Raw genomic sequence first — 21,878 nt, 5'->3', positions numbered from 1 at the left:
GCACATGACCGCTGGCCAAGATGGGTTCCGCAACGCGTGTTCCTAACAAGGCAGCGCCCCTCGGAGGGCCACTGGGAATGACGGAGTGTCACGAGTTTTGGATCGATCGATCGCACCATCTGCTCTTCTCATGCAAGTTCACAGCATCAGCGCAACGCGGTAGTTTCTGTTCTCACCGTGGTCGCCAATCCTCTATATAGCCTTTGGCTGTTCCTCTATTCGCCGATACGTTTCACCGCTCACCATGAGTTTCCAGGCAACGCGGGCGATCTTGTTGCAAGCGCCACGGCGACAAGTTTGGGGCTTTTTCGTTGCAGCAGGTCGGCAAGCCATCGGGAGGCATGTTTGCTTCGACCTACTCTTACATGCTGAAGAAGAGCGGTCGCGCCGACCACCAATGTGCTCCTCAACATTTCGTCGCCGGCACGTGTAATGACCCCAAGCTTGACCTTGCCGGCCGTCGAATGATCTCTGGGTGTAAGCCCTATCCAAGCCGCACAATCGCGGCCAGACTTAAACATACGAGGATCTGGTGTCTTCATCATCAAGAGTGACGCACCAACAGGACCGGCACCGGGAATTTTTGCAAGACGCTTGCTGCATTCATCGGCGCGGTGCAGTTCCATTAGCGTTTTCTCGACCGACCTGATTTGCGACAGCAGATCTCGAGCCGCGCGATCTTGACGACATAGTGCGAGAGCGTGCTTCGTCGAGAGCAATCGCCACCCCTGTCTTTCACAAAATGATCAAGAAGCCTGATTTCGGGATCTGTCAGCGCGGTTTGCGGTAGGGTATTCGGCGAGGAGCGATTGAGCATCGTCATCCAGAAGACGCGCCAACTCACAATGCAGAAGACCGCGATCAGATTGACCAGACGCTCAGCAGTTCGCAATTTTGAGTCCTCTGCTTTGCAGCCCGATTTGAGGATCTTATGGAAGACTTCGATCTTCCACCTCAACGCGTACCATTCGATCTTCTTGATGGCGTCCTTGCGCGATCGGACCGGGAGATCGGTGAGGAGCTTCCACTCGATTTTCTTTCGCCGCTTCGGCCTTCCCCGCTCCTGAGCGTGGATCACGGTCAGAGTGAGTGCGGGATATTTCGTCTGTTTGCCGATCGGCGGCAGGACGCGTATCTTGCGGTACCTGATCTCAAGAACGGCGTCGTCGGGATCGCCTTTGTCGTCCTTGACCTTGATCCGATGTAGACCCTTGATCGTCACCTCGTCCATTTCGTCGGCAATTGTATGATTGCCGTCCTCGGCAAGCCGATCAACACAGGTTCGCACCAGGAAATGCGTTCCGACCTCCTCGGCCAGGCAAAACAGCTCATAGATGTCGCTCTCGCGATCACCAATATGAACGCATCGTCCAGGAGCAGCGAGAAGGTCGGTCGATTGCCGTAAATTCTCGAGCCAGCGGATGCTCTCCTTCTGCTCGATCGGCACCCGTGTCGGATTGATCTTTCGCTTCAGCGCCGTCGTCCCCTTGAACTTCTTGCGGGTCCAGAACTTGATTGCCGACAGTCCGAGCGGAAGCCCCTCGGTCGTTACGGCGAGACTCGAATGCATCAGGATGCCGCACTGTGTGCGTCCTGCCGTCTTGCCCGTAAAGCCGATCAGGTCCGGCTTCTCGCGCTTGAAGCTGAAGTCCGTCGTGTCATGGAGGACGAGGATCGGTCCCTCCGTCGCCGCTACGCGCCCGCGCGTCGCCTCGAAATGACCGCAAAGAATATCCGCCTCGTTGACCCGTTCGTTGGAGAGGAAGCGATAGGCGGCCTTCGTGTTGGCCCAATCCTGACAAACCAACGGGATGCTTTGACCCATGTCGCTCCCGATTTGTGCGAGCAATTTGCAGAACCGGCGACCAAGCCGCTCATCCTTAAACTCGCATCCCGCAACTTCCTGATCAACCCACGTCTCGATACCAGTCGTCAATCGCTGAGCACGCGCCCCCGTGCGTCCCTTCACCAAGCCCATCGAGCACCCCGCGCTTCCGAATCAGGTGCTCAACAAGGAATCACAACAGATTCTGCCGATTCAAGATTTCGCCCGCCGCGCCTCGCTCAAATCCGACGTCAAATGTGGGTAATTGAAAGCCGCGCGTCGCCTCGAAATGACCGCAAAGAATATCCGCCTCATTGACCCGCTCGTTGGAGAAGAAGCGATAGGCGGCCTTGGTGTTGGCCCAGTCCTGACAAACCAACGGGATGCTTTGACCCATGTCGCTTCCGACTTGTGCGAGCAATTTGCAGAACCGGCGACCAAGCCGCTCATCCTTAAACTTGCATCCCGCAGTTTCTCGATCAACCCACGTCTCGATACCGGTCGTCAATCGCTGAGCACGCGTCTCCGCGCGTTCCTTCAACAGACCCATCGAGCACCCCACTTCCGAATCAGGTGCTCAACAATGAATCATAACAGATTCTGTCGATTCAAGATTTCGCCCGCGGCGCCTCGCTCAAATCCGACGTCAAATGTGGGTAATTGAAAGTTCTTCGAGACCGTCCCGGCTCGAAGCACCGCTTGAGTCGGGAGCTGCCGCCAGTTCTTCACGAACGACTAATTCGCCTATTTTGGGGACGATAGCCGCTCTGTCACGGCGTGCGGCGAGCTTTCACGGTTCCTTCCCTATGTCCGTAGCGGACGTATTTTCGTTGTCGGCGGCAATCCGCGCGGCGAAGTCCTCGCCCGTCATACGTCTGCCAATGATGCGCACCAGCCTGAGGGCGACTTGAGCGATCTTCGCAACACCTCGGGATCGGGACCGCCCACGTTATCGTTGGCCGGGATGGGATAGTTTAAGGGATCGGTCCATCATCCCGGCGTCATGGTCGACGGCCTTTCCGCGCGGCTATTCGTTGTCGTTGACGGCGCGCCACGAGGCGGGGTTTGCGACCTATCTGTCGGTGTCGGATTCGTGCGAGCCTGTACCGTTGGCGCTGATCCTGAGCTGGGCGGGGAACGTGCCCTCGGCGATCTTGCGGTAGATGGTGCAGCGAGATAACCGGTTCGGGAAAGCACTATCTTGAGACGAATGATGCGATCTGGTTGGCACATGGCGGCGCTGCCTCCTGCCGGCTGGTTCTGACGATTGCCGAGACCAGACAGGACAGGCCATCACGCGCGCGCAAGGCACAAAATCCTGCAGTGCGCCGAGCGGCGCACAACCGGCGTCAGGCGGCGCGGGCGCGGCATGACATGCGAAGCTGGCAGGTCGAGCGCCGCGGGCGCTCGCGGCATCTGATTAGAAGATTTCTTTTTTCAAATATTCTGACCGTTATTCCGATAACTGGTGTTCAAAACATTTTATGCGCGCCCCACGGCTATCCGTACGCCGTTTGGGGGTTAAGTGGTGCTTTATTCGTTTTATGCCGTTCTCGGCCGTGCAATCCGCTTGATCTTTCTGGCCGCCGTCGTGCTCGCTGGCTCCATGACCGCTGCGAGCGCCCTAGGGAATGACAAGACGCCCACGGTGACGTCGATCTCGCCAACATGGGGCTCGGAGGCGGGCGGCACCAAAGTGAAGATTGAGGGCGCATATTTTCTTGCGACGGGCGTACCAAACATACATGTGAGTGCGGTAAAATTCGGTAATGCCGATGCGCAAAGCTTCGAAGTGAGATCTGAGCAGGGAGGCTCTGCCTTTAATCGTCACATTTGGATCCAGGCGGTGTCGCCGGCCGGAACCGGCACGGTAGATATTACCGTGGTGACAAACTATGGGACCTCGGCCACCTCTGCTGCGGATCGCTTCAGCTATGTCGGCGCGCCGACGGTGACGTCGCTGTCGCCGACGTCTGGTCCTGAAGCGGGCGGCACGGTGGTGACGATCACCGGCAGCAATCTGGCCAATGCCAGCGCGGTGACGTTCGGGGCCAGCGCGGCGCGGATCACGGCGAACTCGGCGACCTCGCTCACGGTGACCTCGCCGGCCGGCAGCGGTGTGGTCGATGTCACGGTGACGACGCCGGGCGGCACGGTGTCGCCGGGCCGCTTCACCTATGCGCCGGCGCCGACGGTGACGTCGCTGTCGCCGACGTCCGGTCCGGAGGCCGGCGGCACGGTGGTGACGATCAGCGGCAGCAACCTGGCCAATGCCAGCGCGGTGACGTTCGGGGCCAGTGCGGCGCGGATCACGGCGAACTCGGCGACGTCGCTCACGGTGACCTCGCCAGCCGGCAGCGGTGTGGTCGATGTCACGGTGACGACGCCGGGCGGCACGGTGTCGCCGGGCCGCTTCAGCTATGTCGCGGCGCCGACGGCGACGTCGCTGTCGCCGACCTCCGGTCCGGAGGCCGGCGGCACGGTGGTGACGATCGCCGGCACCAACCTGGCCAATGCCAGCGCGGTGACGTTCGGGGCCAGTGCGGCGCGGATCACGGCGAACTCGGCGACGTCGCTCACGGTGACCTCGCCAGCCGGCAGCGGTGTGGTCGATGTCACGGTGACGACGCCGGGCGGCACGGTGTCGCCGGGCCGCTTCACCTATGCGCCGGCGCCGACGGCGACGTCGCTGTCGCCGACGTCCGGTCCGGAGGCCGGCGGCACGGTGGTGACGATCAGCGGCAGCAACCTGGCCAATGCCAGCGCGGTGACGTTCGGGGCCAGCGCGGCGCGGATCACGGCGAACTCGGCGACCTCGCTCACGGTGACCTCGCCGGCGGGGACCGGTGTGGTCGATGTCACGGTGACGACGCCGGGCGGCACGGTGTCGCCGGGCCGCTTCAGCTATGTCGCGGCGCCGACGGCGACGTCGCTGTCGCCGACCTCCGGTCCGGAGGCCGGCGGCACGGTGGTGACGATCGCCGGCACCAACCTGGCCAATGCCAGCGCGGTGACGTTCGGCACCAGTGCGGCGCGGATCACGGCGAACTCGGCGACGTCGCTCACGGTGACCTCGCCAGCCGGCAGCGGTGTGGTCGATGTCACCGTGACGACGCCGGGCGGCACGGTGTCGCCGGGCCGCTTCAGCTATGTCGGGGCGCCGACGGTGACGTCGCTGTCGCCGACGTCCGGTCCGGAGGCCGGCGGCACGGTGGTGACGATCAGCGGCACCAACCTGGCCAATGCCAGCGCGGTGAAGTTCGGGGCCAGTGCGGCCACCAGCTTCACGGTCAATTCGGCGACGTCGCTCATCGCGACCGCGCCGGCGGGGACCGGTGTGGTCGACGTGGTGGTGACCACCCCGGGCGGCACCAGCGCGACGTCTGCGGCCGACCAGTACACCTATGCGCCGGCGCCGACGGCGACGTCGCTGTCGCCGACCTCGGGCCCCGAGGCGGGCGGCACCAGCGTGACCATCACCGGCACCAACCTGGCCAATACGATATCGGTGTGGTTCGGCCCCAACATGGCGCGGATCACGGCCAAGTCGGCGACCTCGATCACCACGATCACGCCGAGGGGGACCGGGACGGTCGACGTGGTGGTGAACAACCCGGGCGGCAGGGTGTCGCCGGGCCGCTTCAGCTATGTCGGGGCGCCGACGGCGACGTCGCTGTCGCCGACGTCGGGTCCTGAAGCGGGCGGCACGGTGGTGACGATCAGCGGCAGCAACCTGGCCAATGCCAGCGCGGTGACGTTCGGGGCCAGCGCGGCGCGGATCACGGCGAACTCGGCGACCTCGCTCACGGTGACCTCGCCGGCGGGGACCGGTGTGGTCGATGTCACGGTGACGACGCCGGGCGGCACGGTGTCGCCGGGCCGCTTCAGCTATGTCGCGGCGCCGACGGCGACGTCGCTGTCGCCGACCTCCGGTCCGGAGGCCGGCGGCACGGTGGTGACGATCGCCGGCACCAACCTGGCCAATGCCAGCGCGGTGACGTTCGGCACCAGTGCGGCGCGGATCACGGCGAACTCGGCGACGTCGCTCACGGTGACCTCGCCAGCCGGCAGCGGTGTGGTCGATGTCACGGTGACGACGCCGGGCGGCACGGTGTCGCCGGGCCGCTTCAGCTATGTCGCGGCGCCGACGGCGACGTCGCTGTCGCCGACCTCCGGTCCGGAGGCCGGCGGCACGGTGGTGACGATCGCCGGCACCAACCTGGCCAATGCCAGCGCGGTGACGTTCGGCACCAGTGCGGCGCGGATCACGGCGAACTCGGCGACGTCGCTCACGGTGACCTCGCCAGCCGGCAGCGGTGTGGTCGATGTCACCGTGACGACGCCGGGCGGCACGGTGTCGCCGGGCCGCTTCACCTATGCGCCGGCGCCGACGGCGACGTCGCTGTCGCCGACCTCCGGTCCGGAGGCCGGCGGCACGGTGGTGACGATCAGCGGCAGCAACCTGGCCAATGCCAGCGCGGTGACGTTCGGGGCCAGCGCGGCGCGGATCACGGCGAACTCGGCGACCTCGCTCACGGTGACCTCGCCGGCGGGGACCGGTGTGGTCGATGTCACGGTGACGACGCCGGGCGGCACGGTGTCGCCGGGCCGCTTCAGCTATGTCGCGGCGCCGACGGCGACGTCGCTGTCGCCGACGTCTGGTCCTGAAGCGGGCGGCACGGTGGTGACGATCGCCGGCAGCAACCTGGCCAATGCCAGCGCGGTGACGTTCGGGGCCAGCGCGGCGCGGATCACGGCGAACTCGGCGACCTCGCTCACGGTGACCTCGCCGGCGGGGACCGGTGTGGTCGATGTCACGGTGACGACGCCGGGCGGCACGGTGTCGCCGGGCCGCTTCAGCTATGTCGCGGCGCCGACGGCGACGTCGCTGTCGCCGACCTCCGGTCCGGAGGCCGGCGGCACGGTGGTGACGATCGCCGGCACCAACCTGGCCAATGCCAGCGCGGTGACGTTCGGCACCAGTGCGGCGCGGATCACGGCGAACTCGGCGACGTCGCTCACGGTGACCTCGCCAGCCGGCAGCGGTGTGGTCGATGTCACCGTGACGACGCCGGGCGGCACGGTGTCGCCGGGCCGCTTCAGCTATGTCGGGGCGCCGACGGTGACGTCGCTGTCGCCGACGTCCGGTCCGGAGGCCGGCGGCACGGTGGTGACGATCAGCGGCACCAACCTGGCCAATGCCAGCGCGGTGAAGTTCGGGGCCAGTGCGGCCACCAGCTTCACGGTCAATTCGGCGACGTCGCTCATCGCGACCGCGCCGGCGGGGACCGGTGTGGTCGACGTGGTGGTGACCACCCCGGGCGGCACCAGCGCGACGTCTGCGGCCGACCAGTACACCTATGCGCCGGCGCCGACGGCGACGTCGCTGTCGCCGACCTCGGGCCCCGAGGCGGGCGGCACCAGCGTGACCATCACCGGCACCAACCTGGCCAATACGATATCGGTGTGGTTCGGCCCCAACATGGCGCGGATCACGGCCAAGTCGGCGACCTCGATCACCACGATCACGCCGAGGGGGACCGGGACGGTCGACGTGGTGGTGAACAACCCGGGCGGCAGGGTGTCGCCGGGCCGCTTCAGCTATGTCGGGGCGCCGACGGCGACGTCGCTGTCGCCGACGTCGGGTCCTGAAGCGGGCGGCACGGTGGTGACGATCAGCGGCAGCAACCTGGCCAATGCCAGCGCGGTGACGTTCGGGGCCAGCGCGGCGCGGATCACGGCGAACTCGGCGACCTCGCTCACGGTGACCTCGCCGGCGGGGACCGGTGTGGTCGATGTCACGGTGACGACGCCGGGCGGCACGGTGTCGCCGGGCCGCTTCACCTATGTCGGGGCGCCGACGGTGACGTCGCTGTCGCCGACGTCCGGTCCGGAGGCCGGCGGCACGGTGGTGACGATCAGCGGCAGCAACCTGGCCAATGCCAGCGCGGTGACGTTCGGGGCCAGCGCGGCGCGGATCACGGCGAACTCGGCGACCTCGCTCACGGTGACCTCGCCGGCGGGGACCGGTGTGGTCGATGTCACGGTGACGACGCCGGGCGGCACGGTGTCGCCGGGCCGCTTCAGCTATGTCGCGGCGCCGACGGCGACGTCGCTGTCGCCGACGTCTGGTCCTGAAGCGGGCGGCACGGTGGTGACGATCGCCGGCAGCAACCTGGCCAATGCCAGCGCGGTGACGTTCGGGGCCAGCGCGGCGCGGATCATGGCGAACTCGGCGACCTCGCTCACGGTGACCTCGCCGGCGGGGACCGGTGTGGTCGATGTCACGGTGACGACGCCGGGCGGCACGGTGTCGCCGGGCCGCTTCAGCTATGTCGCGGCGCCGACGGCGACGTCGCTGTCGCCGACCTCCGGTCCGGAGGCCGGCGGCACGGTGGTGACGATCGCCGGCACCAACCTGGCCAATGCCAGCGCGGTGACGTTCGGCACCAGTGCGGCGCGGATCACGGCGAACTCGGCGACGTCGCTCACGGTGACCTCGCCAGCCGGCAGCGGTGTGGTCGATGTCACCGTGACGACGCCGGGCGGCACGGTGTCGCCGGGCCGCTTCAGCTATGTCGGGGCGCCGACGGTGACGTCGCTGTCGCCGACGTCCGGTCCGGAGGCCGGCGGCACGGTGGTGACGATCAGCGGCACCAACCTGGCCAATGCCAGCGCGGTGAAGTTCGGGGCCAGTGCGGCCACCAGCTTCACGGTCAATTCGGCGACGTCGCTCATCGCGACCGCGCCGGCGGGGACCGGTGTGGTCGACGTGGTGGTGACCACCCCGGGCGGCACCAGCGCGACGTCTGCGGCCGACCAGTACACCTATGCGCCGGCGCCGACGGCGACGTCGCTGTCGCCGACCTCGGGCCCCGAGGCGGGCGGCACCAGCGTGACCATCACCGGCACCAACCTGGCCAATACGATATCGGTGTGGTTCGGCCCCAACATGGCGCGGATCACGGCCAAGTCGGCGACCTCGATCACCACGATCACGCCGAGGGGGACCGGGACGGTCGACGTGGTGGTGAACAACCCGGGCGGCAGGGTGTCGCCGGGCCGCTTCAGCTATGTCGGGGCGCCGACGGCGACGTCGCTGTCGCCGACGTCGGGTCCTGAAGCGGGCGGCACGGTGGTGACGATCAGCGGCAGCAACCTGGCCAATGCCAGCGCGGTGACGTTCGGGGCCAGCGCGGCGCGGATCACGGCGAACTCGGCGACCTCGCTCACGGTGACCTCGCCGGCGGGGACCGGTGTGGTCGATGTCACGGTGACGACGCCGGGCGGCACGGTGTCGCCGGGCCGCTTCACCTATGTCGGGGCGCCGACGGCGACGTCGCTGTCGCCGACGTCTGGTCCTGAAGCGGGCGGCACGGTGGTGACGATCGCCGGCACCAACCTGGCCAATGCCAGCGCGGTGACGTTCGGCACCAGTGCGGCGCGGATCACGGCGAACTCGGCGACGTCGCTCACGGTGACCTCGCCAGCCGGCAGCGGTGTGGTCGATGTCACGGTGACGACGCCGGGCGGCACGGTGTCGCCGGGCCGCTTCACCTATGCGCCGGCGCCGACGGCGACGTCGCTATCGCCGACGTCTGGTCCTGAAGCGGGCGGCACGGTGGTGACGATCGCCGGCACCAACCTGGCCAATGCCAGCGCGGTGACGTTCGGGGCCAGTGCGGCGCGGATCACGGCGAACACGGCGACCTCGCTCACGGTGACCTCGCCGGCGGGGACCGGTGTGGTCGATGTCACCGTGACGACGCCGGGCGGCACGGTGTCGCCGGGCCGCTTCAGCTATGTCGGGGCGCCGACGGTGACGTCGCTGTCGCCGACGTCCGGTCCGGAGGCCGGCGGCACGGTGGTGACGATCAGCGGCACCAACCTGGCCAATGCCAGCGCGGTGAAGTTCGGGGCCAGTGCGGCCACCAGCTTCACGGTCAATTCGGCGACGTCGCTCATCGCGACCGCGCCGGCGGGGACCGGTGTGGTCGACGTGGTGGTGACCACCCCGGGCGGCACCAGCGCGACGTCTGCGGCCGACCAGTACACCTATGCGCCGGCGCCGACGGCGACGTCGCTGTCGCCGACCTCGGGCCCCGAGGCGGGCGGCACCAGCGTGACCATCACCGGCACCAACCTGGCCAATACGATATCGGTGTGGTTCGGCCCCAACATGGCGCGGATCACGGCCAAGTCGGCGACCTCGATCACCACGATCACGCCGAGGGGGACCGGGACGGTCGACGTGGTGGTGAACAACCCGGGCGGCAGGGTGTCGCCGGGCCGCTTCAGCTATGTCGGGGCGCCGACGGCGACGTCGCTGTCGCCGACGTCGGGTCCTGAAGCGGGCGGCACGGTGGTGACGATCAGCGGCAGCAACCTGGCCAATGCCAGCGCGGTGACGTTCGGGGCCAGCGCGGCGCGGATCACGGCGAACTCGGCGACCTCGCTCACGGTGACCTCGCCGGCGGGGACCGGTGTGGTCGATGTCACGGTGACGACGCCGGGCGGCACGGTGTCGCCGGGCCGCTTCAGCTATGTCGCGGCGCCGACGGCGACGTCGCTGTCGCCGACCTCCGGTCCGGAGGCCGGCGGCACGGTGGTGACGATCAGCGGCAGCAACCTGGCCAATGCCAGCGCGGTGACGTTCGGCACCAGTGCGGCGCGGATCACGGCGAACTCGGCGACGTCGCTCACGGTGACCTCGCCAGCCGGCAGCGGTGTGGTCGATGTCACCGTGACGACGCCGGGCGGCACGGTGTCGCCGGGCCGCTTCACCTATGCGCCGGCGCCGACGGCGACGTCGCTATCGCCGACCTCCGGTCCGGAGGCCGGCGGCACGGTGGTGACGATCGCCGGCACCAACCTGGCCAATGCCAGCGCGGTGACGTTCGGGGCCAGTGCGGCGCGGATCACGGCGAACACGGCGACCTCGCTCACGGTGACCTCGCCGGCGGGGACCGGTGTGGTCGATGTCACCGTGACGACGCCGGGCGGCACGGTGTCGCCGGGCCGCTTCAGCTATGTCGGGGCGCCGACGGTGACGTCGCTGTCGCCGACGTCCGGTCCGGAGGCCGGCGGCACGGTGGTGACGATCAGCGGCACCAACCTGGCCAATGCCAGCGCGGTGACGTTCGGCACCAGTGCGGCGCGGATCACGGCGAACTCGGCGACCTCGCTCACGGTGACCTCGCCAGCCGGCAGCGGTGTGGTCGATGTCACCGTGACGACGCCGGGCGGCACGGTGTCGCCGGGCCGCTTCAGCTATGTCGGGGCGCCGACGGTGACGTCGCTGTCGCCGACGTCCGGTCCGGAGGCCGGCGGCACGGTGGTGACGATCAGCGGCACCAACCTGGCCAATGCCAGCGCGGTGAAGTTCGGGGCCAGTGCGGCCACCAGCTTCACGGTCAATTCGGCGACGTCGCTCATCGCGACCGCGCCGGCGGGGACCGGTGTGGTCGACGTGGTGGTGACCACCCCGGGCGGCACCAGCGCGACGTCTGCGGCCGACCAGTACACCTATGCGCCGGCGCCGACGGCGACGTCGCTGTCGCCGACCTCGGGCCCCGAGGCGGGCGGCACCAGCGTGACCATCACCGGCACCAACCTGGCCAATACGATATCGGTGTGGTTCGGCCCCAACATGGCGCGGATCACGGCCAAGTCGGCGACCTCGATCACCACGATCACGCCGAGGGGGACCGGGACGGTCGACGTGGTGGTGAACAACCCGGGCGGCAGGGTGTCGCCGGGCCGCTTCAGCTATGTCGGGGCGCCGACGGCGACGTCGCTGTCGCCGACGTCGGGTCCTGAAGCGGGCGGCACGGTGGTGACGATCAGCGGCAGCAACCTGGCCAATGCCAGCGCGGTGACGTTCGGGGCCAGCGCGGCGCGGATCACGGCGAACTCGGCGACCTCGCTCACGGTGACCTCGCCGGCGGGGACCGGTGTGGTCGATGTCACGGTGACGACGCCGGGCGGCACGGTGTCGCCGGGCCGCTTCAGCTATGTCGCGGCGCCGACGGCGACGTCGCTGTCGCCGACCTCCGGTCCGGAGGCCGGCGGCACGGTGGTGACGATCGCCGGCACCAACCTGGCCAATGCCAGCGCGGTGACGTTCGGGGCCAGTGCGGCGCGGATCACGGCGAACTCGGCGACGTCGCTCACGGTGACCTCGCCAGCCGGCAGCGGTGTGGTCGATGTCACGGTGACGACGCCGGGCGGCACGGTGTCGCCGGGCCGCTTCACCTATGCGCCGGCGCCGACGGCGACGTCGCTGTCGCCGACGTCCGGTCCGGAGGCCGGCGGCACGGTGGTGACGATCAGCGGCAGCAACCTGGCCAATGCCAGCGCGGTGACGTTCGGGGCCAGCGCGGCGCGGATCACGGCGAACTCGGCGACCTCGCTCACGGTGACCTCGCCGGCGGGGACCGGTGTGGTCGATGTCACGGTGACGACGCCGGGCGGCACGGTGTCGCCGGGCCGCTTCAGCTATGTCGCGGCGCCGACGGCGACGTCGCTGTCGCCGACCTCCGGTCCGGAGGCCGGCGGCACGGTGGTGACGATCGCCGGCACCAACCTGGCCAATGCCAGCGCGGTGACGTTCGGCACCAGTGCGGCGCGGATCACGGCGAACTCGGCGACGTCGCTCACGGTGACCTCGCCAGCCGGCAGCGGTGTGGTCGATGTCACCGTGACGACGCCGGGCGGCACGGTGTCGCCGGGCCGCTTCACCTATGCGCCGGCGCCGACGGCGACGGTGACCTCGCTGTCGCCGGCCTCCGGACCCGCGTCCGGCGGCACGTCGGTGACGATCACCGGCACGGGCTTGACTGGCGCGAGCGCGGTGAAGTTCGGCGCCAGCGCGGCCACCAGCTTCACGGTCAATTCGGCGACGTCGATCAGCGCGACGGCGCCGGCGGGGACCGGCACGGTTGACGTCACCGTGACCACGCCGGGCGGCACCAGCGCGACGTCCGCGGCCGACAAATTCAGCTATCAGGCAATTACGAGCGTGACGCTGGCGTCGTCGCTCAATCCCAGCAGTTACGGTCAGCCCGTCACCCTCACCGCGACCGTCACCGGATCCGGTGGAACGCCGGCCGGGACCGTGGTCTTCAAGGATGCCGGCGCGGTGATCGGCTCCGCCACGCTGTCCGCAGGCATTGCCTCCTTCGCCACCACGACGCTCGCGGTCGGAACTCATTCGATTACGGCCAGCTATGGTGGCAACACCGTATTCGCCGCGAGCACCTCACCCGTCCTCAGCCAGACCGTCAATATCCCGGCCGACAGTGTCAAGCTGCGTCAGCTGCAGGTCAACCTCTCCAGGATCGTGGCGCAAAACTCCGGACAGGCGATCTCGGGTGCGATCGACGATGCGATCAGCGAGGGATTCGCCCAGGACTGGATCTTCGCGACCCCGGGCCAGTTGGGCGTCCGTTTCAATTTCGCCGCGGACCCTTACGAGAGCCGCGACGATCAGGGCGATGCGGCGTCCACGTCCGGCACCGGACCCCGCAGCAACATCTTCGACAGCGGAGCAGGCAACGCATATGGCGCGGCCCCCGCGTCTGGCGGCAGCCGACGCAATCCCGCGTCGCGGATCAATGACACCTTCGCCGCGATCGATCCGCAGACGCCGCGCAAGGTGTCGCCAAAGAGGATCCGGGAGAACAAGGACTGGCTGTTCTGGGTCGACGTTCGCGGCACCGGTCTAGATCGCCTGACCTCGACGACCACTGCGGCCGGCATGACCACGACCGCTGCGCCGCTCTACGGCCTACAAGTCAATGCGCTGGCGGGACTGACGTACAGGATGTTGCCTAACTTCCTTGTCGGTGTGGTCGGCGGCTATGAGACCTTCAATTACACCGAGCAGGACATCAACGGCAAATTGACCGGCAACGGCTGGACCGTGGGTTCATATCTGGGCTGGAAGATCACGCCTTCGCTGCGCTACGATGCAGCCGTGGCCTATTCCGGCATCGGCTACAACGGTGTCGCCGGCACCGCCCAGGGCAATTTCAGCGGCAACCGCTGGATGCTCTCGACCGGCCTGACCGGCACCTACCAGGCGCTGGGTTTCACCATCGAACCGTCAGCCAAGGTCTACGCACTTTGGGAGAAGCAGGGCGCTTACGTCGACTCGCTCGGCACCCGCCAGGCGAACTATGACTTCTCGACCGGCCGTGCCTCCGGCGGCGTCAAGTTGGTCTATCCCTTCACCTGGGCCGACAGCATCCTGCTGGCTCCCTATGCCGGTGTTTACGGCGACTACTATTTCAACCTGGACGATGCTGCCGCGATCCTGCAGGCAGGCGGCCTGCCGCTCGCCTCGACACCGCTGCTTCAGGGCTGGTCAGCGCGGGCGGCCGCCGGCATCAACGCCAGATTCGAAAATGGGGTGATGGTTGGTGCAGGCGCCGAATACGGCGGCATCGGCGCCAACTTCCAGACCTGGACCGTCAAACTCAGAGGCCAGATGCCATTCAACGCTCAGTGACAAATGCTCAGCATCGAGAATGGTCAAACATGGCAATATAGGAGGCCAGATGGGGTGAGCAAGGGCCTGCTTGCGAGGCAGGCTTCAAAACCAATGTCGAGAGCAAAATAAATGAGACAACGGACCGTACTCGGGAGTATGGATGCGTGAGGCAATGCGGTGGTGGTGTTTGCGTCGCAAGGGCTGTTCGGCAGGCTGTTACGCTTGCAAGTCTTCCGCGAAGAACTTCCCAAGCCATTGAGCGGGAGTCGATTTCTGGACCGGAGAGAGGTTTGAGATTGCAAGCTTTCGGGCTTGGAGGAGCCAAAAGCTTGCAATGTCATTTTCAGGATTCCGTCGAATCGCACGTCGTGATTCCGTGGTGACATCGGAGGGGACGATGAAGCCAAAGGAACGACGCGACAGCGGACAGGCCGATCTTCTGCGCTCCCGGCTGGACGCGATCATCGATATGGGTCACCCGCTGGTGAAGCTTTCGCGGACGATCGACTGGTCGTTCCTCGAGCAGCGGCTCGGGGCGGTCTATGAGGACAAGCCGGGCCGGCCGCCGCTGCCGACGCGGCTGATGGCAGGACTTGCCATTCTCAAGCACACCTACGACCTCTCCGACGAGGTGTTGTGCGAGCGCTGGGTGGAGAACCCCTATTACCAGTTCTTCTGCGGCGAAGAGTTCTTCCAGCACCGGCTGGTGTTCGATCGCTCCTCACTGACGCGCTGGCGCCAGCGCATGGGCGAGGAGAAGCTGCAAGCCTTGCTCCAGGAGAGCCTTGCGGTCGCCACCAAGACCGAGGCGATCAAGCCGTCCGATCTCAATCGCGTCATCATCGGTCGAGTAGCCCCGGGGAATTGCACCCCGAGGCTCTCACGAAACCGGACGTGAACCTCTCGATTCATCCGGCTTCTATCTTCCAGCCGCAGGTCGAATGCCGACTCGCCACAAATAGAGTAGGTTCGGATCGCGCTGTGCGAGCCGTCCCAACCAATATACTGAGGCGACTTTCCGGCCTTTCAACCGCTTGTATTTCCGCCTCGTCCAACGGGCGAGCGCGTCGTTTACGTGACGAAGGACGTTGACACATTCCGTCCGGTAAAACCGTCCGTAATAGTTCAGCCATCCTTGCACGACAGGATCAATCAGCTTGGCGAGTTCTTCAAGACTCCAGTGGTTTCGCGTCGAACCCAGTCGCCATGAGCGAATGGTTTGTCGGATTCCTTTGGCAGCCTTGTTGCTGATTGCCGGGAGGAAGTTGAGGAACTTCTCGCCCTTTCGATCGCGAGCGCTGCGCGGCTGGAAGGTGTAGCCAAGGAAGTCGAACGAGATGTGTTCGCATTCCTTTCTCCGTTTATTATCCTTGCAGTAGACGATCCGGGTTTTCTCCGGATGGAGCTCCAGACCGCATTCCGCAAGACGTTTTCGGATCGCCTCCATCACGGTTCGAGCCTCGCTTTCAGTTCTGCAATGGACTATCACATCGTCAGCGTATCTTTCGAAACACAAACAAGGGAAGGTCCGCTGCATCCAGCGATCGAATGCATAGTGCAGAACCAAATTTGCGAGCAGCGGTGAAACCACTGAACCCTGAGGGGTTCCGCGTGTTCTCTCCACTAGGATTCCGTCTTCTTTCTCCACGGGAGCTAGCAGCCACCGCTTTACGTAGAGACGAATCCAGCTCAGTTCCGTGTGGTGGGCGACGGCCTTTTCGATCAGGTGCCAAGGAATCGAGTCGAAGAACGACTTGATATCAAGGTCGATAACCCAGTCGAATTTCCAGCAACGCTTTCGCGCTGTCCCCACTGCGTCAAGCGCCGAACGGCCGGGCCGATAGCCGTAGGAGTCGGGATGGAATATTCGTTCCATCGTCGGCTCCATAACCATCTTTGCAACCGTCTGAGCCACGCGGTCAGCTATAGAGGGTATTCCTAACGGACGCTTCCCTCCATTAGCCTTGGGAATTTCCACGAGACGGACGGGAGGCGGAAAGTATGTCCCCGACGACATTCGATTCCAGATCTTGTAGAGGTTTCTCTTCAAGTCCTTTTCGAATTCCTCGATGGAGACCCCATCCACACCCGCTGACCCGCGGTTCGCTTTCACCTGTTTCCAAGCTTCCCAAACGAGATGTTTGGGGATCTGATACGACTTTGCCTCAGTCATCGGCTCCTCCCGTTTCCGGTTGGCCTGTGACTTTGGCTGGAAGATCGGGTCCCTTCGCTCCGCCCGTATTACCGGGCCTCATCACTATTACGAACCCGTCCGCCCCTGCGTCGCGCATTGGTACTCTGCCCTCGGCGGGTCCGCCGCCTTTGGGGTCTCCCTTGGCATCGCGACGCAGGTTCCCATGTTCCGCGCAAGAGCCTGCCATCGGGATCACGCCGCCTCTACACCGGTTGCCGCCCGGCCAATAGACAGGCTCTCGCCGCGCTTGATCCCAGGAGGTGGTATCGCCCCCGGTTTCGACAACACCTGAACTGTACTTTCGATGCATCATCGGCGGTTTACTTGCGTTCGTCTTCCCGTGGCTCACCTGACAGGCTGATTGCCCGCCTTTTCCAGCAACGCTCACCACCTCAGCCATTGAGCTAAAGCAGCTTGTGGCGGTTTGGACTCTGATCCTGCAATCCGAGTCCGAGGGGCCTGCCCTCATCTCTTGCGCAGCAAGTGCTCGGAAGATGGTCTACATACTCAACCTCCTTCTTCGCGCCGTCATGGCGCACACACCACGGTGCAGCCCAAGAACGTGATGTTCCCGACCGACGCGCGACTTCTGAACCGCGCCCGTGAGATCCTGGTGCGGCTCGCCAAGGGCGCCGGCATTAAGCTGCGTCAGTCCTATGGGCGGGTCGGCAAGTTCGCGCTGATCAAGCACCAGCGCTACGCCCACGCCAAGCAGTTTAAGCGCGCCAACCGGGCCTTGAAGACGCTCCGAACCTATCTCGGTCGCGTCATCCGCGACATTGGCCGCAAACTCGGTGGCAACGTCGATTTGCTCGGTGGGATCGTGTTGGAGCGCATGCTGGCGCGGGCGCGACGGGTGCTTGAACAGAAACAGCTTCAGCGCGGCCAGAAGGTCTATTCGCTGCATGCGCCGGAGGTGGAGTGCATCGGCAAGGGCAAGGCCCACCGGCCCTACGAGTTCGGGGTCAAGGTCTCCGTCGCCACCACGCTATCGCCCGCCCGAGGCGGCCAGTTCGTCACCCACGTGAAAGCGCTGCCCGGCAGCCCCTATGACGGCCATACACTCAAAACCGTGATTCCGGACATGGAGGCACTGATCGGCAACATCATCGAGCGCCTCGTTCTCGACAAAGGCTATCGCGGCCACAATGCGCCACCCGACTACAAGTTCAGGGTGTTCATCTCAGGTCAGAAGCGGCGCGTGACGCCAAAGATCAAACGCGAGCTGCGCCGGCGTTCCGCCGTCGAGCCGGTCATCGGTCATCTCAAATCCGAGCACAGAATGGGCCGCAATTATCTCTGGCATCGCGAGGGCGACGCCGCCAATGCCATCCTCGCCGCCGTCGGCTACAACTTCCGCCGTCTGATCCGGTGGCTCGCTCTCTTGCTGTCCCAAATCCTCGCCCCCGATCACGGTTCGCCTTCATCTCGTCACCGGCTGAAATCGGCGTTCTTCACGGACGACTTGCAAACGCCACCCAACGAACCGCAAGCGACGCCATGGATGGTACGAAACAGCGTCAACCGCATTGCGTCCGCCGCCGCCAGACGCGGGTTTCGTACCAAACGGCGAAGCCACCGGTACACGGTGAGGGCGGTAGATCCTTTGGCAGCATGCGCCAGCCTCCGCCAGGGTGTCATGTGGAGGATCGCGTTCAGCGCCTCGCGCAAGTCCGCACCTGGCTTGCGGCTCCGCCTTCTCGGCCTGGGTAAGAACTAGGTAATCCTTTCCCACGTCTCATCCGTGAGATCTGTCGGATAGCGTCAGGTCGTCTGTTCGATCGCCGCAATGCGATCTCGCGTCTCTCGTGTCCACATGCATAGCATAGCGCGATCACAGATGACGCGTCCAGGTAATCCGTTCTAAAGCGTTCTCTTAGGAGGCGAGTTTTCGATATTGTGATGGCGACTTGCCAACGGCGCGCCTGAAGGACACGCTCAAATGCGATTGATCAGCGAAACCGCAGATCAGTGCAATGTGCGTCAGGGGCAGGCTGGTCGTTGCCAACAATTCTTGGCAACGACGAATACGCGTCTCCATCAGGTATCGATGCGGCGTCTGATGAAACGATGCCCTAAATCGCTTGATAAAAAGCGTGCGGCTGACTCCTACCAGCTTCGCAAGATCCTTCAGAAGTATTTCCGAAGAAAGGTGTTCGCGGATGTATTCGGTCACCAAACGAGCCTGCTTCGTCGTTAGGCGTTCGGCGCCTTGAACACCAATGAATCGCGCTGAGGTGACATGCTTCGAGAGCACGTCGATCGCTAGCGCACGTGAAAGATGCTCGATCTTGAGGCTCGAATGCTGTCCGGGCTCAGAGAGTGCATAGTTCAGGGAATCTAGCAGCAAGCTCATGCTGGGATCGTGAAATCCGAATGCCGAGACAATTTCAAAGCTCTTGGCGTCGCGATCGAATATCTCGCTTGCAACCTCGGCGAGGATCTCCGCCTTCAGAAACACGTGAAGTCCGCGAATCTCGCTCTCCCTACGCACCCCAATCGGGGTCTCCGGTGCGAGCAGCAGAAGCCGCCGGTCCTGAAAGATAAAGCGCCGTTCTCGCTCGCCCGCATTCAGAAATACATCCATCGGACTATACGACATGGCGATCCAAACGTCGGGCGTGGCTGGATGGGTTATTTCGTAGCGGTGTGGGAGTCCCCTTGCAAAACTAGCGTTGATGTTCGGCCACCCGAGGCTCTCACTCGTCCTCACGATGGAAAACTCCGAACCAATCTTCAGCACCGTTTGGTCAAGTCGATACGGCACTTTCATAGACGACATCTTCATAGACGACATCAGCTCCATTGCTTGAGCCGAGGGTATGGTTTGGTTCTTGGTATTTTCTTTTAGAAACGGGCCGCCTTTTTTAAAAACGGTCAAAAATGGCCTAGGTACTAACGCTTCCGAGTCTCCGGCGCCTGCCCGAGACAGTCTCGCGCTTGCCGCTTGCTGATGCACTGGCTCCGCGCCGCCCAGTAATCTGTCATCTAGCAGGCTGTTGAAAAAGGCGCTCGCCGGCGAGCGACGACCATGATTCATTGGCTCCGACGAGATTCGGAGACGGTGCGTGCGCGGCGACGACAATCGAACGGGCGAGCTGTTCAGCTACGTCGATCTGGAAGCACGGGTGCGGCGTGATCATCCGCTGCGAGCGATCCGGACGATCGTGAACGAGGCGCTGGCGGTGCTGGAACGCGAGCTCGCCGCGCTTTATTCGCCGATTGGGCGGCCGTCGATTCCGCCGGAGAAGCTGCTGCGGGCGATGCTGTTGCAGGCGTTTTATTCGATCCGCTCGGAGCGGCTTCTGATGGAGCGGCTGGAATATGATTTGCTGTTCCGCTGGTTCGTCGGCATCGGCGTCGACGATGCAGCCTGGGACCATTCGGTGTTCTCGAAGAACCGCGACCGGCTGCTGGAAGGCGACATCGCGGCCAAGTTCCTCGCGGCGGTGCTGGCGCAGCCCAGGGTGAAGGGGCTTCTGTCGAGCGATCACTTCTCGGTCGACGGCACGCTGATCGAGGCCTGGGCCTCGATGAAGAGCGTCAAACCGAAGGACGGCTCCGGCGAGCCACCGGCGCCAGGTGGCGGGCGCAATGCCGAAGCGGACTTCCACGGCCAGAAACGCTCCAACGACACCCATGCTTCGACAACCGATCCGGATGCCAGGCTGTACCGCAAGGGGAAAGGCAAGGAGACGAAGCTGTGCTTCATCGGGCATGGGCTGATGGAGAACCGCCACGGCCTGCTGGTCGACGCCTGCCTGACGCAGGCCGACGGGCATGCCGAACGGGTAGCCGCGCTACACATGATCGAGCAGCGTGCCGATCGGCCGACAGCGATCACGCTTGGCGCCGACAAGGCCTACGATGCAGAAGACTTCGTCAACGAGCTGCGCTCGATGAACGTGACACCGCATGTTGCGCAGAATACCAGCGGCCGCAGCTCTGCGATCGACGGGCGTACGACCCGGCACGGCGGCTATGCCGTCAGCCAGCGCATCCGCAAGCGGATCGAGGAGGCATTCGGCTGGATCAAGACGGTCGCCGGGCAAGAGAAGACCAGCTTCCGTGGGCGTGATCGTGTCGCATGGGCCTTTACCTTCGCTGCCACCGCCTACAATCTGGTGCGGCTGCCCAAGTTGATCGCGGAGACTGGCTGATGGCCAAGGTGCCCGGCTTCGCCCAGGCCTTTGTCGGCCGCTGGCGCATCGTCGAGATGGACGTCTGGGATAGCGACTTCCTCGGTACGCACACGACGAGGGCCGCCCGATTGACGCATGCGCGCGGGTCTCGAGAGCGCTATGATGGCGTTGGGTGAAGATCAGGCGGCCCGCTGATCGGAGGGCTCTGCAGCCTGGCGCAGAAGCTTCCATTCCCAGGGCAGCAGTTCGTGCAGACGCGAAGTGGGAAGATCGGCGATACGGGTGAGGTCCCGGGTCAGCAAATTCCTGGTAAGCGCGAATTTCTCCGCACCTTTTGCTTTTGAGTGCTCTGATGCATGAGGTGTCCACCAAAATAGGTGGACACCTTGTGATGGCAGCGGACGATCAGAAACTGCGGGTCAGGCTTGTTGGCCGGAACGGTCGCCGGCGCTACGAGGCGGCATCGAAAGAGCGTCTTGTCACGGCCTGCCTTGAGCCTGGGGTTTCGGTATCGAGGCTTGCATTCGAACATGGGGTCAACGCGAACCTGCTTCGGAAGTGGATCAAGAAGCACACCGCGACCAGGTCGCTGCCGCCGTCCTCACGCCCGGCGTTCATCCCGGTTCAGCTTGAGGGGGCCGCCGATCGAGCCCTGTCGCGGCACGACAGCGTGGCGACGGTGGATTTGCCGGCGACTTGCGATGAAGTGCGTGGTTCGGAACCCAAAGGGACTCCAGCTTTTTGTTCTCCGGCCAAAGTGAGCGTGTCGCTGCCGAACGGCGTGAAGCTCGCGCTGGAATGCGGCGATGTGGATGCATTGACGGCGATCATCGGAGCACTGGGCCATGTTCAGACTGGGCGGTGACCGGCAGGTCTATCTGCACCGTGAGCCGATCGACTTCCGGGCTGGCATCAACAGCCTTGCGGTCCTGGTCCAGGAGACGATGGCGCTCGATCCATTCACGCCGGCGGTTTTTGCGTTCTGCAATCGCCGTTGCGACCGGATGAAGTTGCTGTTCTTCGACCGGTCCGGCTTTGTGCTGGTCCTGAAGCGGCTGACCGAGGACAAGTTCCGATGGCCGCGCCGCCAGGAGGCGGTCGTCCGGCTTACGACCGAGCAATTGCACTGGATCCTTGATGGCATCGATATCGATGCGATGGTCCGCCATCCGGTGCGGCACTATCAGGTTGCCGGCTGAGCTCTCGAGTTGAGCGGTTGACGCG

The 21,878-nt window shown here is 64.9% G+C and carries 9 protein-coding genes and 4 pseudogenes; 7 read left to right on the top strand and 6 right to left on the bottom strand.

Annotated features, from left to right (window positions below; all coding sequences use genetic code 11):
* Nucleotides 1–192 precede the first annotated feature (192 nt).
* The 4 genes and pseudogenes from ACVIHF_RS00190 to ACVIHF_RS00175 all read right to left on the bottom strand — a co-directional run.
* Nucleotides 193–632: pseudogene (locus ACVIHF_RS00190) on the bottom strand (transposase); the annotation flags it as partial.
* Nucleotides 626–1,978 carry an IS4 family transposase gene (locus ACVIHF_RS00185; RefSeq protein ID WP_456791425.1) on the bottom strand — a complete coding sequence of 451 codons (1,353 nt, stop codon included), beginning with the start codon at nucleotides 1,976–1,978 and terminating at the stop codon, nucleotides 626–628. The pseudogene ACVIHF_RS00190 and the gene ACVIHF_RS00185, both read right to left, overlap by 7 nt.
* Nucleotides 1,979–2,018: 40 nt before the next feature.
* Nucleotides 2,019–2,375, bottom strand: a complete 357-nt coding sequence (locus tag ACVIHF_RS00180; protein ID WP_456791424.1) for an IS4/Tn5 family transposase DNA-binding protein — start codon at nucleotides 2,373–2,375, stop codon at nucleotides 2,019–2,021.
* Nucleotides 2,376–2,897: 522 nt separating this feature from the next.
* Nucleotides 2,898–3,058 (bottom strand): annotated as a pseudogene (locus tag ACVIHF_RS00175) (helix-turn-helix transcriptional regulator).
* A 373-nt stretch (nucleotides 3,059–3,431) separates the two neighbouring features.
* On the opposite strand from ACVIHF_RS00175, the gene ACVIHF_RS00170 reads away from it, so the two are divergent.
* Nucleotides 3,432–14,336 carry an IPT/TIG domain-containing protein gene (locus ACVIHF_RS00170; protein ID WP_456791499.1) on the top strand — a complete coding sequence of 3,635 codons (10,905 nt, stop codon included), beginning with the start codon at nucleotides 3,432–3,434 and terminating at the stop codon, nucleotides 14,334–14,336.
* Between the two features lie 379 nt (nucleotides 14,337–14,715).
* Nucleotides 14,716–15,162, top strand: a pseudogene (locus ACVIHF_RS00165) (transposase); the annotation flags it as partial.
* Between the two features lie 75 nt (nucleotides 15,163–15,237).
* Here ACVIHF_RS00165 and ltrA read toward each other — a convergent pair.
* Complete coding sequence (gene ltrA / locus ACVIHF_RS00160) at nucleotides 15,238–16,491, bottom strand: group II intron reverse transcriptase/maturase (RefSeq protein WP_253610472.1); 1,254 nt, start codon at nucleotides 16,489–16,491, stop codon at nucleotides 15,238–15,240.
* A 559-nt stretch (nucleotides 16,492–17,050) separates the two neighbouring features.
* Between ltrA and ACVIHF_RS00155 the strand changes: the two are divergent.
* A pseudogene (locus ACVIHF_RS00155) lies at nucleotides 17,051–17,902 on the top strand (IS5 family transposase); the annotation flags it as partial.
* Between the two features lie 486 nt (nucleotides 17,903–18,388).
* Here the strand turns inward: ACVIHF_RS00155 and ACVIHF_RS00150 are convergent.
* On the bottom strand, nucleotides 18,389–19,552 hold the full coding sequence (locus ACVIHF_RS00150; protein ID WP_456791423.1) for a helix-turn-helix domain-containing protein: 1,164 nt from the start codon (nucleotides 19,550–19,552) through the stop codon (nucleotides 18,389–18,391).
* A gap of 28 nt (nucleotides 19,553–19,580) precedes the next feature.
* Here ACVIHF_RS00150 and ACVIHF_RS00145 point away from each other — a divergent pair, with 28 nt between their 5' ends.
* The 4 genes from ACVIHF_RS00145 (at nucleotide 19,581) to tnpB (ending at nucleotide 21,853) form a co-directional block, all read left to right on the top strand.
* Nucleotides 19,581–20,672 (top strand): IS5 family transposase, encoded by a 1,092-nt coding sequence (locus tag ACVIHF_RS00145; RefSeq protein WP_456791422.1) that lies wholly within the window; start codon nucleotides 19,581–19,583, stop codon nucleotides 20,670–20,672.
* Nucleotides 20,672–20,830 (top strand): hypothetical protein, encoded by a 159-nt coding sequence (locus tag ACVIHF_RS00140; protein WP_253610469.1) that lies wholly within the window; start codon nucleotides 20,672–20,674, stop codon nucleotides 20,828–20,830. The genes ACVIHF_RS00145 and ACVIHF_RS00140 overlap by 1 nt, the downstream gene beginning before the upstream one ends.
* 215 nt (nucleotides 20,831–21,045) lie before the next feature.
* Complete coding sequence (gene tnpA, locus ACVIHF_RS00135; RefSeq protein WP_253610468.1) at nucleotides 21,046–21,519, top strand: IS66-like element accessory protein TnpA; 474 nt, start codon at nucleotides 21,046–21,048, stop codon at nucleotides 21,517–21,519.
* Complete coding sequence (tnpB, locus tag ACVIHF_RS00130; RefSeq protein WP_253610467.1) at nucleotides 21,500–21,853, top strand: IS66 family insertion sequence element accessory protein TnpB; 354 nt, start codon at nucleotides 21,500–21,502, stop codon at nucleotides 21,851–21,853. Before tnpA ends, tnpB begins: the two co-directional genes overlap by 20 nt.
* Nucleotides 21,854–21,878: the final 25 nt, after the last annotated feature.

Source organism: Bradyrhizobium sp. USDA 4506 (genome assembly GCF_054058795.1).
The sequence above is the reverse complement of the archived record's forward strand: the minus strand, read 5'-3'. Positions and strand labels throughout refer to the sequence as shown.

Excerpts from the sequence above, each read along its gene's own strand:
- ACVIHF_RS00185 (WP_456791425.1), bottom strand. The coding sequence starts at position 1,978 with ATGGGCTTGGTGAAGGGACGCACGGGGGCGCGTGCTCAGCGATTGACG.
- ACVIHF_RS00180 (WP_456791424.1), bottom strand. The coding sequence starts at position 2,375 with ATGGGTCTGTTGAAGGAACGCGCGGAGACGCGTGCTCAGCGATTGACG.
- ACVIHF_RS00170 (WP_456791499.1), top strand. The coding sequence starts at position 3,432 with ATGACCGCTGCGAGCGCCCTAGGGAATGACAAGACGCCCACGGTGACG.
- ltrA (WP_253610472.1), bottom strand. The coding sequence starts at position 16,491 with ATGACTGAGGCAAAGTCGTATCAGATCCCCAAACATCTCGTTTGGGAA.
- ACVIHF_RS00150 (WP_456791423.1), bottom strand. The coding sequence starts at position 19,552 with ATGAATCATGGTCGTCGCTCGCCGGCGAGCGCCTTTTTCAACAGCCTG.
- ACVIHF_RS00140 (WP_253610469.1), top strand. The coding sequence starts at position 20,672 with ATGGCCAAGGTGCCCGGCTTCGCCCAGGCCTTTGTCGGCCGCTGGCGC.
- tnpA (WP_253610468.1), top strand. The coding sequence starts at position 21,046 with ATGGCAGCGGACGATCAGAAACTGCGGGTCAGGCTTGTTGGCCGGAAC.
- tnpB (WP_253610467.1), top strand. The coding sequence starts at position 21,500 with ATGTTCAGACTGGGCGGTGACCGGCAGGTCTATCTGCACCGTGAGCCG.